This window comes from Dyadobacter sp. NIV53 (assembly GCF_019711195.1).
Classification (GTDB): Bacteria; Bacteroidota; Bacteroidia; order Cytophagales; family Spirosomataceae; genus Dyadobacter.
Window position 1 is genome coordinate 3,262,989 of record NZ_CP081299.1, and the last position, 18,862, is coordinate 3,281,850.

Consider the following 18,862-nt stretch of genomic DNA (forward strand, 5'->3'; position numbering starts at 1 on the left):
ATGTGGAGTAGTTATTAATCTTCTACAAACTTGATTTTCCTTTTATTTTTCTTGGTGGAAACCTTATCAATTTTACCTATCAAACCTTTTCCTCCAACTGCAAAACCTACATTTCCTGCAAAACTTACGGCATGGAAAGGTTCTTTGCCAATTGATCGCCAGGTTTTACCACGGTCAACCGAAGAGCTGCTTCCTGACGGGCCTACTGCAATAAGCGCATAGTTATCTGCGCGGATCTGCGTATCACCGTTCCATGTTGCGTTGGTTTTATGGTAAATGGCAACGCATTCTTTCAATCCGGCAGGCTTGGTCATATTCTTTTCCAGTTCCCAGGTTATTCCACCATCATCAGTTGTAAGCACATTTAATGTAGAATCGGTTGTTTTTTTATAATCACCTCCTACCGCAATACCACTCTTTTTAGACCAGAACCGAAGTCCGAAAATACCGCTTGTTACTCCTGCTGCAAGTGGTGTTTCTGAAACTTTCCAGGATCTTCCATAATCTTCTGAGCGGAATACACGTGCTTTTTTACTTCCTCCCGTTCCTATAAAAACATTTCCTTTTCCATTGGTCAAAATAGACGTCCCGCTTGCTGCAAAACTGGCTTCTCCCGGCTCCCCGACCGGACGGTTTTCAAACGGTAATTCCTGCCAGGATTTCCCGTTGTCTTCTGTGGTAAGTATGAATAAACGACCGCCTATGGGATCACCAAGGCAGATTCCTTTATCTTTATCCCAAAAGTCTATACCATCCAGAAATACCCCAGTTTGTGTAGATTGATATACAAGAACCCATGTTTCTCCACCATTTTCCGTACGGTAAATTCGTGCTTTCCCATTCTGTGCTTCTCCTGCACTCATAGCAACGGCAGTCTGTTTATCAAAAGCATGGATATCACGAAAGTCGAGAGAATCGCCTCCCGGAACTTTGAGGGTAGTCCACGAATGTCCGCCATTAGTAGTTCTTAAAACAGTGCCCTGACTGCCTCCAATCCAACAAACATTAGACGAAACAGCATGGATACCACGCATATTAATAGTCGTTTTAATATCAAGAATTTTCCATTGGGCAATGGCTGGAAAAGAAAATCCTGAAATGAACATTGTTAAAACCAGAAAATGCAGACTGATTTTATTGAAACGTATAGACATAGGTTGATTTGGCACGGTATTTTTGTTATTTTCGGGACTAAGTTTAATATCATCACGCAAAATAAGTCAATTCGTATGAACAAGGATCAAAAATTTCTAATAGGAGCGGTAGCAGCATTATTAACTGGTATTTCAATAGGACTTTTAGTGGCTCCAAAAAGTGGTAAAGAATCACGTAAGCTTATTAAACATAAAGCAACTGATCTGGGCGATACGGCAAAAGATAAATATGAAAAAAGCCTTGAAGAATTATCTATTCTTGCCGATAAATTAAAAGAAGGTTTTCTTAAAAACGTTAGCACGGTAAAGGACAAAGCAGGTTCGGTTGCTGAAACTGTTAATGACAAAGTTCGCAGCGTAGTTAATAACGCATAACACATACTTTGAATTTACATATACGAGGGTCAATTCTGTGAAAGAGTTGACCCTTTGTTGTATATTAATTGGGGATTTTCTTAAAAATGTCATTCATAACCTGATTGACCTTATCCGAAAAATCCTTACTCTTTGGCAGAATCCCCTGGCTTCCGCCTCGCCAGACCATTTTATTATTGGTGAGGTCTACAAAATCAATCAGTATTGTACCCTCTTTGTATTTTCTTACCGGCACTTCTTCGCTTTTCCAGGAATATCTCCTTTGACCCATGTAACGGGGTAACCCGTCTGTACGAAAGTCAGTCTGACGGGTTTGTACTTCTTCTCTTACCGATAAAGCAATGTTAATTTTTAGCGCCGGATCTTGTGCTTCGTTCAAGCCTTTTTGCTGTAAATTTCTTGCAATAGCTTCTTTAATAATACCGACATTTGTTTCAAAAGTTTTAGAAGAAGTATCGCCACTGACCTCTATGTCATAAAAGCCGAATGTGGGATAATCCGATAACCGGAAACCGTCTTCTTTTTCAGATTTAAGAAGTTGGTAAGAAGGCTGACAGCCTGTAAGCCAACAACTGGCAACGAATAAAATGACTATGTAAGTTTTCATGTGGTGGTATTGTTGAGTAAACCCGGAAATATTTATGACCTTTTAATAGAAGCAAATTTCATAAAAAGTTTTGATAACGGAGAAGGCTGTCCCTGGCGGTGAACAAAAGAAAAAGTACGCTCGATATTCAATCCATCTACTTCCAGAATGGTAAGCCTGTCGTCAGTTAATTCCTGCTGTACACTGTAAATTGACAGGAAGGCAAAAGTGTCTGAACACAAAAGGTAATTTTTAATACTTTCTGTCCCGCCCAGTTGCATTTGAATGGTTAAATCTTTGAAATTCAAGCCAATTCCTGACAAATGTTCATCAATAATTTCGGAAGTTCCCGATCCGCTTTCCCTTATCAAAAGCGGAAGCCTGGTTAATTCTCCGGCATCAATGATACGCTTTTTTAACAAATTGTTTTTAGGCCGCATGACCAGTACAATTTCGTCTTTCAGAAACGGAATATATTTTAAGTCACTATTATGAATAGAACCTTCAACAAGGCCAAGATCAATCTTTTTTCTTCCAGCAATTGCTCTATTACCAGCGAGTTCCCATTGGTGAGCTCTATTTTAATATCCGGAAAACGCTGGTGAAAATGAGCCAGATAAGCGGGAATAACATACTGAGCAATGGTAGTACTGGCACCAATGTGCAATGTCCCTTCCGTTTTGTTCTGGAAGCAGATTAAGGTCAAATTCCAGCTTTTGGTACTGTTCGAAAATAAGATGGGCATGTTGCAACAGAACTTCCCCTGATTTCGTCAGAACAATATGCTTTCTGGTGCGATCAAAAAGTGTGGTGACATATAGCTGTTCCAGTTCTTTAATATGCTTTGTAACAGCGGGCTGACTGATATTAAGCTGCTCCGCTGCCCGGTTAAAGTTCAAGGTCTGGGCAACGGTGTAAAAAACTTTGAGGCGAAAGTCAAGCATAAATGATGAGTAGAACGTAGGAAATTATTTTTAAATTAAAACCCTGAGCCGGATTTTAACCAACTACCCTGCCTAAATCTCTCGCAGCTGCCATACTTATCTCTTTATAGTGAAGAAACTCCTGCATAATAGACATCTGTTCTTCCTCAGATTTCGCATTTTTTTGCTGTTGCATGCACAAATGCATCTTTTCTTCAATAAACTCCTTTTTAAGCCTCAGTATATTGTTAAAAGCAGTTTTATCTAATACATCAGTTTCAAACGGAACATAAATTTCAAATTTGGAAAGCCACAGTTCACTAAGTTCATGTCTGCTGCTCATCCAGGTAATCGTTAATTCCCTGATTTCGGCCTCCCGGTGATTTTTGAAATAGCTTGTAGACAATAAATTATTTTGATTGAAATTCTCCCTGAACAATGTCAGAAGATGACCGAAAATAGGATCTTTGAACTCTATTCCCTGTATTTCTCCCAAAACATACTGGCATACTGTTATATTAGGTTCAAGTTCCCTGGTTCCGTGCAGAACCAGCAGCCTGATAAAAGCTTCTTCCTGATAATATAATTTTGAGCGCTGAAGAGCCTGGTCATCTTCCTGAAATGAAGGTTCAAACAATCCTTCCGGTGGTCCATCAAATGGAGATCCGTCAGACGGCGGCCCGTCAAACGGATTATGGTCTGGTCCTGAATTAGCAGATTGCCTGCCTGCACGCATTCCATTCAGATCACCAGGGCCATTGGGAACATTATTCGCCGACCGGCTGCTGCGTTCCTGAGGTTTCTGCGCATGAAGTTTCCGAAGCAGTTTGTTTCCTTCTGTAATGAGCATCTGCTCATCCACTTTCATCATTTCAGAAGTACGATGAAAGAAAACCTGCCGCTTAATAGCATCCGGAATTTTAATAATACTATTGACAACATCGCCAATTACGGTTGCCAGTTTGAAAGGATCATTACCGGCGTCTTGTAATAATGTTTCGGTTTTGAAAGTGATAAAGTCTTTTGAAGCTTTGCGCAGATAATCCTTAAAAGCTTCTGCACCAACTTTCCGCACATAACTGTCCGGATCGTCTCCATCCGGAAAAAGCACAATACTTACATTCAGCCCCTCCTCCAATACCAGATCCAATCCGCGTAATGCCGCTTTTATTCCGGCCGCATCGCCATCATAAAGTATGGTAATATTGGGAGTAAAACGGCCAATAAGTTTAATCTGTTCTATCGTAAGCGAAGTTCCCGAAGAAGCAACCACATTCTCAATACCCGCCTGATGCAACGAAACAACATCAGTATAGCCCTCTACCAGATAGCAAAGTTCCTGCTGGCGTATGGCATTTTTAGCCTGAAATATTCCGTATAGAATATCACTTTTATGATAAACCTCCGTTTCAGGCGAATTAAGATATTTAGGCTGGTTTTTATCAGATTTAAGAATCCGGGCGCCGAAAGCAATTGTTTTTCCTGCAACATTATGGATCGGAAATATGACCCGCCCCCGAAAACGGTCATAACCTCGGGACTGGCGGTCAGTAGCATTACTTCCTTCTTTATGGATCAGCAGGCCGGCTTTTTCGAGCAGTTCGGATGTATATCCTTTTTCAAGTGCATGTTTTGAAAAAGCGTCCCAGTTGTCAAGGCTGTACCCAAGTTCAAATTTTTTCTGTATTTCATTATTAAAACCCCTCTCTTTGAAATAACTTAATCCTACTGCAAGTCCTTCGTCACTTTGATGAAGCTGTTGCTGATAAAAGTTTTTTGCAAAATTGAGAATAATATAAAGGCTTTCACGTGCATTCTGGCGTGCAGCTTCTTCATTGGTAACCTCCTCTTCCTCTATTTCAATATTGTACTTATTGGCCAGATACCGCAAAGCCTCACCATATCCGATTCCATCCACATCCATAACGAACTTGATAGAATCGCCTGCTGCGCCACAACCAAAACATTTATATATCTGGCGAACCGGATTTACGTTAAAAGAAGGAGTTTTTTCATTGTGAAAAGGACAGCATGCAGAATAATTCGCACCTTTCTTTTTTAAAGACACAAAATCCCCTACCACTTCTACAATATCAGTGGCTAACTTAATTCGGTCTACCGTTTCGGGATTGATGCGCATTTAATTTATTTCAGAAATTGTGATGATTTTGATTTTAATCCAACCGCTCTTTCAATTTCACAGGATGAGTTACTTTTTTATCCAGTTTCATATTTAAAAGCTCCACCAGGAATGAAAAAGCCATGGCAAAATAAGCATAACCCTTAGGTATTTCGTAGTGAAATGCCTCTGCCACGAGGAGCGTACCAATCATCAACAAAAAAGACAGCGCTAAAATTTTAATAGAAGGATGATTATTTACGAAATCGCCGATTTTAGCCGCGAAAGCGATCATAATAAATGTAGAAGCAACTACGGCGGCAATCATAATTGGAATCTCTTTTACTAACCCAACGGCAGTTAACACAGAATCAAACGAGAAAATGATGTTTAGCAATGCAATCTGAATCAGAGCATTTCCAAACGAAAGTCCTCCTTTTCCCGACTTTCCGGCCTCAGCAGAAGGCAGGTGTTCCGCTTCCCCTTCGAGTTTATGGTGAATTTCCTTGGTGGTACTATATAATAAGAACAACCCTCCTCCTAATAGTATCAAATCCCGTCCACTGAAACCATGTCCGAAAACATTGAGCAAATCTTGTTTTAATCCAATTACCCACGAAATAGCAAAAAGTAATGCAACACGTAAAACAAGTGCAATCAGTAAACCATTATTCTGGGCTTTCTTGCGTTGGTCAACTGGTAATTTACCTGCAACTATTGTAATGAAGATGATGTTATCAATACCGAGCACTACTTCGAGCAGGGTAAGAGTCAAAAAACTTATTAGTGCATCTATAGTAAGCAGTGATTCCATGAAGTATATATTATACAGTTAGATTACGCGAAAATAAGAAGTGGCATGCCGGTTTCAACAATCTTTCTTATATATTTTCAGTATTTTTTGGTTGTTTATGTCTTTTATAAGTCAGATTGGGGATAAAATGGAAACATTCTTATTAGAATTTAGAAAATCACAACAGAAAGTTTTTTTCTAATTACTTTAATTTGTTATTTTGCGGTATAGTAAGTTATTTAGATAATTCTTAAAGAGATATATAGAAATATTAAAAATATAGTGTGTGTATAGTGTGAAACAGGGCATGGAAGTTTTTCTATGCCTTCGTTTTTTTCCAGCCACTGTCAAATTAATATTTGAATCCCCGCTTTTCCAAACCTGCTGCTCAGGATATACACCTGTTATAAAGTAAGATTACTTCTCCTACTGTATCAAAAAAATCCTCTTTAATTTGCCTCTTACTATTCAGCTTGTTTACCTGAAGCTCCTTTACAAAGTCAATTTTAGTAATATCGGTAAATAAGATACACTCCGGCGGACGTGAAACGCAGGCCGTAGCGAAAACCAAAACCTGACAGGATATTGCTTCATGAATTGAGATGGAATCTCCATCTGTGGTTGTATTTCGTATAAATGCGTTCGAAAGTTTCAGCACATTCCAAAAATCGTGTGCCCCGGTTATGAATAATACATTCTCCGGTATTTCTTTTAAAGAATGTATAGCATAATTTTTATAAATCCCGGATGGATCAGAAATGACAAGCGCAGATGCTCCAGTACAGGAAATATTTGTTATCAGTTGTAATATACCATAAATCTCCTGGCCATTTTTATCAAAAGTAAGATTCGAGGCATTGGTACAAAACAAATATTTATATTTCGCTTTCAATGTGAGTACGTCCCGAAATACATAATTATCAGGCGGAAGGACATTTATTGGTGGAATATATGCTGAAAGTAAAATGGCGTTTTTATTCCACTTCTGCACTTTTATGAGACTTTCCTGATTTTGTACCAAAGCTTCAAAAGCAAACCTGGCTGATAAACCTGCCGCAAAGTTTTTTAAAAATCCGTATCTGCCCCAATTACCATGATAAGTAATAATTGATCTGCTATTGAACAAACGGCAGTACACAGCAATGATAAGCTGAAAATACACATGTGAAGTGTGTAAGTGGACCGTTTTATACTGCGGTATTTTTAGAAATATATTCCAGACAGATTTCTTTTTAAAATCATAAAAGCAAAAGGAATCGTAATCTCTGTTACGTAAATTTTCCAGCAGCCGAAGAACATGAACTGTAACACCTCCGACTGGTGGCGGAATCCTGCCCAAAATTAAAACTTTGTTTATTTGCTTAAATACGCTCATTTTTATTCCGGATTCCTATTATCTGAAAAATCATGTTCAAATCTTCCCTGCCAATTATGAAGAGAGAAAAGATTTCTGAATTTCCTTTCTCGTACTTTTAGTATCATTAGTAAACAAAGAATAAACCCGGTTGCAGAAGCGCATATACTTGCATAAGAAAGGCCTGAAACACCAAATGAAGGGCAAGCAAACGAGCAAACAATTGCTAATAATGCTAATTGCAGCAATTGAATCCCCGATACAATCATATTTTTACCTGATGCGGCCAGATAATTTGAACAAATTCTTCCAAGGCTATGGAACAAAACTGATATAAGTAATAGCAATAAAAGATCCCAGGTTTTACCAAATTCAATTCCGAAGAAGTAAATGAAGACTGGCTTGCCAAATAGAAGCGTAATGAATAAAATCGGAAAAAGTAATATAACCGTAAATCGTAACGATATACTTAAAAGTCTGGTGTTCGATCCTTGTGAAGCAATTTTGTTAAAAATAAGTGGTGTTAAAGAAGTATTGATTACAAGAAATGACTCGGAAAGATTGGAAGCTAAAATGTAATATCCCAGATCTTTATTACTTAAATACTGACTGCCTATCAGAACTGCAAAACGGGCAATTCCAAATTGCAGAATTACCTGTGGCCATGCATTTAATGAATATCTCACAAAAATGATCAACAGATCTTTATCAAACCGATATCTGAAATTCTTAAAGCTGATAAAAATAAGTGCCGTAACAATCGTTGAAATCCAATATATGACTTGTGCCCAAATAATAAGATCCAATGATTTTGGTGAAAAGTATAAAGCGGCTATAATAACCGTTTGCAGGAATAATGGCAGAATTTGGGTAAAGGAATATTCTTTGATCTTACCAGATCCTAATAATAAAATCGGTAATGTCATCGACAGCATGATCAAAGGCAGAAATGGAAAAAACCTTAGATACACCAATTGTGCATTTGTATCAGACTTGAACTGCCAGTCCAGTATTTCATTTTGGAAATAAAGCAGAAAAATCAGATTAATTATTCCTATTAAAACAGAAGACAAAATTGCATAAATGAATAAGGTGTTTTTTTGCTGTGGAAATTTACTATTGGTGAATTGGATGGCTGGTGCAATTCCCAATGATCCCCATCGGCTGATGATTGATGCAAAATTCAAAGCATTTCCAACAGAACCTAAATCGGCAGGGCCGAGTATTCGAGCTGTTAATATCCTGGATATTAGCAAAATAAGTAGAGAAACGATCTTAGTCCCAAGTGAGTAATAAAAGGAAGTGATGAATTTCATGAATGCGTGAAGTTGCTTTTTTCATGACCGGACAAAATACTTTCCTCACTTTTGGCATAAAAATAAATGCAGATTAAAAGGATTGGGGCAATGCAGTTGACTGTAATACTTTTACCCGGTAAAATCACAAAAACGCTTCCAACAGTATGTTTAAAAATCAGGTAAAAAAGAATACTCATCAAGAAGACAGTATATTCTTTCCCTGCTTTCAATATCTGTTTTGCAAGAAATACAATTAATGCCAGGAAGACTCCATAAATATAAACCGTACCGAGAATACCTTCTTCGGCCAATAAAGTATACCAAATAGAATGCGCCTCGCGATATCCCGGGCCAAGTGTTTCGAAACTTCCTATCCCAAAACCTGTCAGCGGGCTTTTTAGAAATAGTGAATAGGCTATTTGATGGATTTCTACTCTTCCACTTGCTGACTCCAGTTTATTCAACAGCGATTCCAAAGAATTCATATCACCAAAACGAAGCTTCCAGAAGTACGTCAGGTCCTGCTTTTCAAGAAATTCAGCAATTGCGGAATTGTATAAAAGACTAACAATCAGAACTGGAAGTATCCATTTCAGGCTAAGGAAACCTTTGGTAAGTAATGTGGTAAGCAACAAATAAGGTATAACAATCAGAACTGCACCGCGGGAAAATGAAAAAACTACTACTCCTGCTAACAACAGGATCATGGTTAATTTGAAGGGTTGCGAAACTGAGTTTCTGGTGCAGTAACGCAATACAAATGGCCATATGAGAATAAAATAAGCGATTGTCACATTAGTATCAGCAATATTTCTGGTGGCAAGCAGGTTGTCACTGCCTTTGTAACCAGCACCAGCAAAGACAAGTCCGAACGTACCCAGAGCAAGAATAATGAATGCAACACATAAATGTTTTTCAATTTCGGACTGGAAATTAATCGCTTGAATCGTAAAGTTTAAATAAGAAAAAAATAATGGTAAAGTGAACAAATACAAAATGATTCCGCCCCATATAATTCTTTCAAGATTAGGAGAAATCAGCAGAAAAAAGGCATGGACAATCAACCAGGAAAGAATAAATAGTCTGCTGCGTTGCGTAACAATATTTTTCTTCTTTAAAAAGAAGAAAATTAAATACAGGTTCAGGATTAAAAATGGAAGCAATCTCCATAAAGAATTGGCTCCGCCGGTAAATGAATACTTTTGAAAAATATGAATAAACTGAGTCAGTACAGGCAAGGACAAAACATAAAATAATTTATGGTGTGAATAAGTGAAAAGAGAAATAAAACAATAGATGTAAAAAGTAAATACAGTTAAACTCTGAAAAGTACTTTCTCCAATGGTTAATATTTCCGGAAACAGAAAACTGGTAAAAGCAACTAAACCTATGGAAACCAGTGCCTTTTTGCACATGTCTGTCATTAATTCAACCATTGATCTATGTATTTCATCGAGGTTGATACGCCAAAAGGCCCGGAATGGCAGGTAAACTTTTCTATCCCTTCAGTATAATTTATTGCTGGTAAAGAAGACTTATACAGGATTTCGTCCAGAGAACTGAATAACTCATTTTTACTGAAAACCATGTGATCTATTCCAAGGTCATTTAACGGAACCTGATGAGAATAAGCATAAAATCTTTGTACAGAGTGCGTTAATTCGGGCTTTAAATTACCATCGTAAGCTATACTAATACCCGGTTTGTTACATACAGCCGCTTCCAGCCGTATCGTTGATGCTACATTCAGACACACATCGCAATAAATCAGCATTTCAGCAAGGCTTAGAGGAGTTTCCAAGCCGGGGATGCGTTTTGAAATATTGTAAGAATTATGAGTATTGTCCGGATGCCATATTCTCAAATCCGGCTCTTGAAGAAACTTTGTATAAAACATGGAATGGTCACCGGCATGACATCTTACTATAACTGTAATATCCTGTTTTTGAGATACATATTCAAGCAGATGTTCCACAATATCCGCCTGGTTAGGGAAATGGTTTATGGCACTTGTTGTAAATAAAATAACTTTATCTGAGGCACCTATCCGATATCTTTTCCTGAATTCAGAAATAGAATAATTTTCAGGAAGTTTCTGAAAATAAATGTCAAATCTGGGAATGCCAGTAACACAAATCTGTGTGTCCGGAGCATTAAATGAGGAATAAAAAAGGCGGTATTCATTGGCCATCAATTCATTCCATGCCAGCACATAATCATGATCTGCATTGATAATACCTTTGGAAGTGAGATTGTCCCAACTGATGATCATTGCCAGTGAAGAAATATTTTTTTCTTTAAAAAATTGACAATGCTATTCTCCCGGATATCCAAAGGAGAAGTAGAGATTACCCCGCAAAAATTGTAACTACCCAGCCCTTTTAAAGCGCTTTTATTGGATGTAAAACGAATAATTAATTTTCGTAAAATGCTTAACAACAGCTCGCTTAATCCTAAAATTTCAATTGCATTGAGAATTGAACCTATGACAAAGTGATACCAGAATCCTTTTTGTTTTTCTTTGATTTTTTGTGTACCAATTTTATAAAAGCGAAAGAAAATGGCCTTTTCCAACAGGCGTAAAATCCTGATTAAACCGCTTTCGTTTGGTAAGGGAATACCAATTTTGTGAAGTTTAATATTAAAATGTTGGCTGATTTCTTCGATCTCCTCTTGATAAATCAGATCGGAAATAATGTAAACCTCGTATTGCCCGGCAAGCGGTTTGATGAGACCGCTATGGATTACATTCATAGTTGCATAAATGTTGGTGATCAGCAACAGAATTCGCTTTTTACTATTGGAATCCATCTGTCAGGTGTTTTTCTGCCAATGCCCAGTCTTCCCAGGTATCAATATTAATATCCGGCTCATTCTCATTGATATAGCCAAAAATATCACCTCCCAACAGCATTCCTTTTTGTATTTGTTCCACAGTAGAAATGTAAATTTTGCCATCTCTGTAATAACGATCGGGCAAATCCTGACGTCGGGTAATGATATGCTTTTCACCAGTTGATACAGATAAAATATTGTCTTTCATCCCGAAGGTCCAGTGTGGATTGAATTTATCAGGAACTTTTCGGATCGTAGTCAGACTGTCGGTTTTAACTTTGAGGATCTTATCAATAGTTTTGTCAATCAAATCATCATTTCTGAACGGCGATGTTGGTTGTAACAAGCATATATAATCGAATACTTCGCCGATCTTCTCGTAATATTTCACTGCATGCTGAATTACATCAATCGTTGGCGTATTGTCGGTTGCAAGCTCTTTGGGCCTGATAAATGGTGTTTTAATCTGTGGATATTGTTTAGAAAAATTGATAATTTTCTCGCAATCAGTTGACACTAAAATAGTGCTTAGTTTATCCGATAAAAGTGCAGACTGAATGGTGTATTGAATCAGAGGTTTACCGGCAAGCAAACGGATATTCTTATTCGGAATACCTTTCGAATCGCCTCTGGCAGGAATTATCCCCAGAATTCTTGGTTTGTTGTTCATCTAATAAGTCATTGTTTTATGAGAACATAGAGGAACCGTTGTGAGCAAAGCCGCTATTTTCTGACCGGAATCCCCATTCCCATAAATGAAATCCGGTTTATAATGGCCATGAGCCAACTGATATGCTATTGCATTAGTAATTGCCGCCACATCATAGTCGACATCCAGCACATTGCTTGCTCTGTCACGCCCAGCTTGTCTGCTGCCAATATTTACAACCGGAACACCTAAGAATGAACATTCCCTGATTCCTACACTCGAATTACCAATGAGACAGGAAGCATTTTTAAGCAGCATCAGAAAATGTGCAGATTCCATATTCTTAAAAAAGCGTATTGGAAACGTTTTATTTATCTCGCGAAAAGACCTTATTCCTTTTGCAGTTTCATTTGTGCCGGGATCCGGATTAGGCCAAAACCAGAATGTTGGGATTTTCAGTATTTGGATCGCATTTAATGTGCATTCAATCTGCTCTTTGGCAAAACCATATTCCGTAGTTACCGGATGCTGCATTACCACGATATAAGGTTTTCTATGATTGAAAACGGATCCCACACCGCCATATAGCCTAAACGGATTGAACCCAGGTAGCTGATTTTTAAGAATACCGGCGGCGATATCAATGGATGGACAGCCCGTATTATAGACATTGTCACTATTTTCACCCATTCGTATTACCCTGGTTCTGGCGTTTTCACAAGCAACAAAATGGATATCAGCAAGTTTCGTAATGGAGTGCCTTACTTTCTCATCAATATTGCCCGTAATTTCTCCTCCCTGAATATGTACCAATGGAATATTCATATAGGATGCAGCTACCGCAGTGGCGAGCGTTTCGAACCGGTCGGCTATGGTAACAACAACATCAGGTTTTATGGCATCAAACCAGGTAGCCAGTTCGGACATTGCCGAAGCTGTGGTTTTAACGGCAACGACAGGATTGTTGCCTTCATAAATGGTATACAAACTTGCCGTAACCTTAAATCCGTCATTTTCAATTTGATTGATTACAGAACCATACTTTTCTAGTAATATGCTGCCGGTCACAATCAGCTGCAATTCCAGATCAGGATGTGTGTTGATAGCGGTAAGTACAGTTTTAATCCTGCTGTAACTGGCTCGGGCCGTGATGACTACACAAACTTTACGCATCAGTATATATCGTTTTCAGTAAGGAATGCCCATTGATCCAAGTCTTTGTTGAGTTGTTTACCAATTACCATTTCATATTCTTTTACTGAAATCCCTCTTCCTTTCGGTTTCTTAGTTTCCAGATCTTTTATTGACAAATAATGGCCTTTCGAAAGCTTTTTATTAATAGCCAGAGATTTTTCAAAAATGTCTTTCAAATCTGAGAATGAAGAATTATCCGTTTTATTAACCGGATTTTTTAGTGCTGTTTCTATCAGCCTTACACTTTCTGCCAATGTTGCAGCCTGATCAATAGTAATTGAAGAAGTTGAATCCGGGCCAGCTATTCTCTTATCAAAAACGACATGGAATTCCAGGATTTGTGCGCCTAAATTTGCTGCTGCTAAACATGCAACAGTACCGCCTGAATGATCTGAAAACCCAATTGGAATGTTATAGCGGTCTTTATATTCCTGAATAAGATTTAATCCCCATTGATCCGTTTTTGTCGGATAAGAAGAAGTGCATTGTAAAAGAGATATTTTATTATTTTTGGATTTCAGGAATTGTATTGTTACATCGAGCTCCTGCTTTGAACTCATTCCCGAAGAGAGGATAATATCTTTACCGGTATTGGCAATATGTTGTAACAACAAAAGATTACTGGTATCGCCGGAACCAACTTTAAACTTCTGTACTCCCAGCTTAATCAGTAAATCGGCTGCTGCCAGACAGGATGGTGTCGCAATAAATTCGAGCCCCCTTTCTTCACAGTGATTTTTCAATCCGAACCATTGGTCAGGAGTAAATTCCATCCGTTTCCAGTATTCCATTCTGCTTTCGTTCAAATAGGGAATTGGAATTCTGAAAGGTTCATAAATACTGCTTTCCGCTTCTGCAATATGAACTTGGAATTTGGCGGCATTGATTTTGGTGTCTGCCAAAGCATCAATGTAAGAATGAGCTACACCTAAATTACCATCATGGGCTTGCCCGATCTCGCCAATAATAAATACATCTGATTCCATAATGTGTGTTAGAGTCATAGTTGTATTCTTTTCAATTCACGTTGAGAAAAGCCGTATTAGTAATAATCATAGCCATATCCGTATCCCGGAATAGCTTTGACATCGTTGAGAATTAAGTTAAGTTTTGCCAAAATATTTTGTTTGGAAATCTGCTGAATATCTTTGATCTGATGCCGGGAGGTAAATTTCTGGCGGATTACATAAAGGCTCATATCAGCATGTGGACTCAAAAGTTTGGTTTCGGTCACTAAACCCATTGGTGCTGTATCTAAAATAATATAATCGTACTTTTCTTTTAGCAAATTAATCAGGTTCGCAATCTTTGGGGAAAGCATTAACTCCGTGGGATTAGGTGGTAACTGGCCGGAGGTAATTACATCAAAACCATCATTACCCGATGACTGAATGATATCCTCTGTATTGATGTCTGTGATAAGGTAATCTGTCAGGCCTTTACCCTTTAAATGAAAGTAACCTGCTATTTTTGGTTTTCGCAAATCAAACTCTACCAGGATTACTTTCTTGCCGGTTAACTGTAAAGTGGCACATAAATTTATTGAAATAAATGTTTTCCCTTCACCACTCATGCTCGAAGTCACAAGTACAACCTGATCATTTTCCGTACCTGTTACATATTTCAGATTGGTGCGAAGCGCCCTGAATTGTTCAGCAATTTGGCCGCGGTTATTTTGATGGATTATGTTTATAACGCCAGTCTGATTATGCCCAATCTCTGCCAGGATGGGTAAATCTACCAGATCCATAACGTCTGATTTATCAGTTATGGTGGTATTAAAAATGTCAATTGTGTAAAAAACTGTAATTGGAATACACAAAGCCAGAAGCAGGGCTAAAATCAGGGTCAATTGTTTATTAGGCGTAATGGGAATATCGTCTGCTTTTGCCGGGTCGATAACACGCCCGTTTGCAAGTGTTGAAGATTTGGAAATGGAAGTTTCAATACGTTTTTTTAATAGAAAAATATATAATTCCTGTTTAATTTCCTGCTTCCGCGTATAATCAAGAAACACCCTTTCTTTGGCTGGAATATGATCAATCTGAGACTGAAATCCAGATGTATACCGCTTAATTTCTCTGTCTTTTAATTGAAGCTCTTTTCTCCTGGATTCAATATCAGATATTAATCCATCTCTCATTCTTCTTAACTGAATGTCAAGACTTTGCAAACCGGGATGCTCGCTGGTGTGGATGGCAGACGCCCGTTCATGTGATAGTTGTGTCGTATTGTATTGTTCAACCATCAGGATAAAACCAGCCTCCTGCATAACGATTGAAGACGGAATAGGTTTGGTAGGATTTTCAGTTATAAAAGCCAGCAGCGATTCAATTACTTTTAATTGTACTTTATTGGTAACACGTTCTTTATCATATTGACTGTAATTATTCAAAAGCAATTTAGTCTGTTCGTTTATATCAGTTACCTGATTTCTGGTACGAAACTCTTCAATTTGCTTCTCAACATCAGTAAGTTCTTCCAGCACCAGTTTTAAGTTTTGATTTATAAAAGCGATGGTGCTGTCAGCAATCCGGTTTTTGTCGGTAATACTTGTATGGAGATAATTTTCAATAAGTTTTTCAAGTAGTATTTCTCCTTTTGAAGGTAAAATATCTGTTAGTTTCAGATCAATGATACTAACCAGTTTATTAGTTGCAAGCACTGATAATTCCTGACTGAATTTATTCACTGTTTGTTTTACACCCGTTACTTTAATGGAGTAAGTATCTTCTGATACAAGTTTGAATGCCGTCCTGGTTAATACCACATAGCCGGTCGGAAGATGAAAAGTATCACCAAATGCCTGATTCCAGGTTTGAATATTATCGGTTAAAGTGAATCGGTTTTTACCTCCGAAAGACAAATAATAAGTGATCTCATGATGAATAGACACAGCAGCTTCCGGATCAACGTAAGTGAGTAAAATGGGCGATTTATCATAAATTTCTGTGGTTTTAACGTGCCCTGAAGCAAAATACTGGACATAGAGCTGAAGGTCTTTCACAACACTTTCCATCAGTGTTCGGCTTTTTAGTATTTCTACTTCGTTATCAACATTGCTTTTTCCTGACGATAATCCTAAACCCTCCAATAAGGCTGCTTCTCCCGAATCGGTACCCTTCGTATCGTCTTTTACCAGAATTGATGCATGGATTTCGTACTTCGGTGTAGTGTAACGCAAGAAAATAAACCTGATGCAAAGACATATTACCAGTGACAAAGCAAACCAGTACCACTTATACAATAGCTGCCATAATTTCCTGATCAATAATTCATTTTGACCAGGATTTCCCAAAGTTGCAGTAACATTTTCCAAGCGGTTTGAACTCATAAATGTTTAGAAAGTAAGTCTGGAAATAAGGATGATCAATACTGATAATCCCGATGCTATCAGAGCATAATTACGTGTTTTGTTACCATCAGTAGAAGCTGTTATTCTGGCTTTGTTTGGTTCTACTATAATAATATCATGCTGTTTTACATAAAAATAGGGTGAACGAAAGGTAGCAGTAGAATTCAGGTCTAACCGGACAGCATGTTTTCTATCCGTGCTGTTTCTAAGTATAAGAACATTTTCTCTCCTGGCATAAATAGTTAAATCCCCGGCTATACCCAATGCTTCTAATACTGATGTCTTTTCATTGGGCAAATTGTAACTGCCTGGCTTTGCTACTTCCCCCAAAACCGTCACAGTAAAATTGGCAAAACGAATAGCAACAACCGGCTCTTTAAAATACTTCGAAGCCCGTTTGTATACCGAATCCTGGGCCATGGCCGTGGTAAGTCCTCCCACAATTATTTTTCCTAAAACCGGGATTTCTATCACTCCATTTTTATTCACCTGATAACCTGAAAAAAGCTGGGATGGCGACGAATTGGGAAGTGAAGCTGATATTGTATTGGCAAATCCATTCAACGGAGATTCAATTGTTTGGATTGTTATACTTAGAATATCATCGGAGAGAATAACAGGTTCTGTATAAACAGCAAGATTAAGTATGGAAGGTTGTTGAGAAACTGAATCAGGAATATCCTGGAAATAGGCAACTCTCTTTACTGTTTTACATGAAAAACACATAGAAAGAAAGCAGCAAATTGCCCAGATATATAAGCAGCGGACAGGCAATTGTATAATAGAAAGTGGCCTATCCATAATAATAAATTAAAAGAGGATTACGTGAATTGTATAAATTTCATGTTGAGATTGTTAGACGCGTTGGATTATATTAAGTATCAGAATAAATAATCGATTATTTACCAGTTCAGTTTGCCAAAAAAAGCAACTTTCTTAAATACAAAAAAGTACCGCTCTCAGGCTGTTTATGCCAAAAAGCAGTACTTTAAAATGATATTAAGATTTTTTTATGCGAAATGCGTTTTTACTTTTTTCAAAGCAGATCCAATAACCTGATGCATATCATAATACCGGTATTCAGCCAGACGGCCACCGAAAATTACATGATCTTCTTCCGCAGCAAGCGTTTTATATTTACTGAAAATCTCAGAGTTTTTGTCATCGTTTACAGGATAATAAGGTTCTGCACCTTTTGTCCATTCCTGGGGATATTCGTGTGTTATGACCGTTTTAGGTTGTGTTCCGAACTCAAAATGTTTGTGCTCGATAATACGAGTAAAAAGCGTTTCTCCATCAGTGTAATTAACCACTGCATTACCCTGATGGTTCTCCTCATCCAGAACTTGATTGTCAAAACGTAAACTGCGATATTCCAATGATCCGTGCAGGAATCCAAAATATTCATCAATCTGACCGGTATAAACAATCGTTTCTGCAAGATCGCTCAATTCTTCACGATCCTGGAAAAAGTCAATACCCAATCTTACTTCTATTCCTTCCAGCAATCCTTCCGTTAATTTATTATATCCGCCAATTGGAATGCCCTGATATTTGTCATTAAAGTAATTGTTGTCAAAAGTAAAGCGAACCGGGAGGCGTTTAATTATAAATGCAGGAAGTTCAGTAGCTTTTCTGCCCCACTGTTTTTCCGTATAAGCTTTTATCAGCTTTTCATATATATCGGTACCTACCAGGGAAATAGCCTGTTCTTCCAAATTCTTCGGATCGGTTATTCCTGCCGCAATTACTTGCTCTTTTATTTTCGCCTGTGCTTCCGCAGGTGTTTTCACCTTCCATAACTGATAAAAGGTATTCATATTAAACGGCAAATTGTACAATTCGCCATTGTAATTTGCAACAGGAGAATTAGTGTATCTGTTGAATTCTACAAATGAATTCACATAATCCCATATCTCCTTATCGTTCGTGTGAAAGATATGTGCACCATATTTATGAACATTGATACCCTCTACTTCTTCACAAAAGGTATTTCCCCCAGTGTGTGTACGACGGTCAATTACCAGGCATTTCTTTCCTCTTTTATTAGCTTCGTGTGCAAATACGGAACCCCACAAACCAGCGCCTACAATTAAGTAATCATATTGTTTCATTTCAACCGATTCTAATTATTTATGATTGTATTGATTTTTATTATTCGTTGAGTAAAGTTGTTCTGAAATGAGAAAGGCTCCCGTTGGGAGCCTTTCTCATTTCAATAATATTC

17 protein-coding genes and 1 pseudogene are annotated in these 18,862 nt (G+C 37.9%); 1 reads left to right on the plus strand and 17 read right to left on the minus strand.

What is annotated here, in order from left to right:
- Positions 1-14 precede the first annotated feature (14 nt).
- On the minus strand, positions 15-1,154 hold the full coding sequence (locus KZC02_RS13155; RefSeq protein WP_229254271.1) for an oxidoreductase: 1,140 nt from the start codon (positions 1,152-1,154) through the stop codon (positions 15-17).
- 75 nt (positions 1,155-1,229) lie between these two features.
- On the opposite strand from KZC02_RS13155, the gene KZC02_RS13160 reads away from it, so the two are divergent.
- Positions 1,230-1,529, plus strand: coding sequence for a YtxH domain-containing protein (locus KZC02_RS13160; protein ID WP_221394514.1), 300 nt, complete (start codon positions 1,230-1,232; stop codon positions 1,527-1,529).
- A gap of 64 nt (positions 1,530-1,593) precedes the next feature.
- Here the strand turns inward: KZC02_RS13160 and KZC02_RS13165 are convergent, their stop codons facing one another.
- The 16 genes and pseudogenes from KZC02_RS13165 to glf form a co-directional block, all read right to left on the minus strand.
- Entirely contained in the window at positions 1,594-2,136 is a 543-nt protein-coding gene (locus KZC02_RS13165) for a DUF4136 domain-containing protein (protein WP_221394515.1), read from the minus strand.
- Positions 2,137-2,168: 32 nt separating this feature from the next.
- A pseudogene (locus KZC02_RS13170) lies at positions 2,169-2,782 on the minus strand (LysR substrate-binding domain-containing protein).
- Positions 2,697-3,059, minus strand: a complete 363-nt coding sequence (locus KZC02_RS13180; RefSeq protein ID WP_221394517.1) for a LysR family transcriptional regulator — start codon at positions 3,057-3,059, stop codon at positions 2,697-2,699. The pseudogene KZC02_RS13170 and the gene KZC02_RS13180 overlap by 86 nt, the downstream one beginning before the upstream one ends.
- A gap of 55 nt (positions 3,060-3,114) precedes the next feature.
- Positions 3,115-5,178, minus strand: coding sequence for a DNA primase (gene dnaG, locus KZC02_RS13185; protein ID WP_221394518.1), 2,064 nt, complete (start codon positions 5,176-5,178; stop codon positions 3,115-3,117).
- Positions 5,179-5,212: 34 nt separating this feature from the next.
- Positions 5,213-5,971 carry a TerC family protein gene (locus KZC02_RS13190; protein ID WP_221394519.1) on the minus strand — a complete coding sequence of 253 codons (759 nt, stop codon included), beginning with the start codon at positions 5,969-5,971 and terminating at the stop codon, positions 5,213-5,215.
- 367 nt (positions 5,972-6,338) lie between these two features.
- On the minus strand, positions 6,339-7,325 hold the full coding sequence (locus KZC02_RS13195; RefSeq protein ID WP_221394520.1) for a hypothetical protein: 987 nt from the start codon (positions 7,323-7,325) through the stop codon (positions 6,339-6,341).
- A 2-nt stretch (positions 7,326-7,327) separates the two neighbouring features.
- Complete coding sequence (locus KZC02_RS13200; RefSeq protein ID WP_221394521.1) at positions 7,328-8,620, minus strand: oligosaccharide flippase family protein; 1,293 nt, start codon at positions 8,618-8,620, stop codon at positions 7,328-7,330.
- A complete protein-coding gene (locus KZC02_RS13205) occupies positions 8,617-10,038 on the minus strand; it encodes an O-antigen ligase (protein ID WP_221394522.1) in 1,422 nt (473 codons plus the stop codon). The genes KZC02_RS13200 and KZC02_RS13205 overlap by 4 nt, the downstream gene beginning before the upstream one ends.
- A complete protein-coding gene (locus KZC02_RS13210; RefSeq protein ID WP_221394523.1) occupies positions 10,026-10,874 on the minus strand; it encodes a CDP-glycerol glycerophosphotransferase family protein in 849 nt (282 codons plus the stop codon). The genes KZC02_RS13205 and KZC02_RS13210 overlap by 13 nt, the downstream gene beginning before the upstream one ends.
- Entirely contained in the window at positions 10,871-11,413 is a 543-nt protein-coding gene (locus tag KZC02_RS13215; RefSeq protein WP_221394524.1) for a hypothetical protein, read from the minus strand. The genes KZC02_RS13210 and KZC02_RS13215 overlap by 4 nt, the downstream gene beginning before the upstream one ends.
- Entirely contained in the window at positions 11,400-12,107 is a 708-nt protein-coding gene (locus KZC02_RS13220) for a cytidylyltransferase domain-containing protein (protein ID WP_221394525.1), read from the minus strand. The genes KZC02_RS13215 and KZC02_RS13220 overlap by 14 nt, the downstream gene beginning before the upstream one ends.
- Positions 12,108-13,259, minus strand: a complete 1,152-nt coding sequence (gene neuC, locus KZC02_RS13225) for a UDP-N-acetylglucosamine 2-epimerase (protein WP_221394526.1) — start codon at positions 13,257-13,259, stop codon at positions 12,108-12,110. It abuts the gene before it with no gap.
- Positions 13,259-14,284 (minus strand): N-acetylneuraminate synthase family protein, encoded by a 1,026-nt coding sequence (locus KZC02_RS13230; protein WP_229254273.1) that lies wholly within the window; start codon positions 14,282-14,284, stop codon positions 13,259-13,261. The genes neuC and KZC02_RS13230 overlap by 1 nt, the downstream gene beginning before the upstream one ends.
- 38 nt (positions 14,285-14,322) lie before the next feature.
- Positions 14,323-16,614, minus strand: coding sequence for a tyrosine-protein kinase (locus tag KZC02_RS13235; RefSeq protein ID WP_221394527.1), 2,292 nt, complete (start codon positions 16,612-16,614; stop codon positions 14,323-14,325).
- A gap of 6 nt (positions 16,615-16,620) precedes the next feature.
- The gene (locus tag KZC02_RS13240; RefSeq protein WP_221394528.1) at positions 16,621-17,361 is read right to left on the minus strand and encodes a polysaccharide biosynthesis/export family protein; all 741 of its coding nucleotides are present in this window, start codon (positions 17,359-17,361) and stop codon (positions 16,621-16,623) included.
- Positions 17,362-17,645: 284 nt separating this feature from the next.
- Positions 17,646-18,749: a UDP-galactopyranose mutase gene (glf, locus tag KZC02_RS13245; protein ID WP_221394529.1), complete on the minus strand. Its 1,104-nt coding sequence runs from the start codon at positions 18,747-18,749 to the stop codon at positions 17,646-17,648.
- Positions 18,750-18,862: the final 113 nt, after the last annotated feature.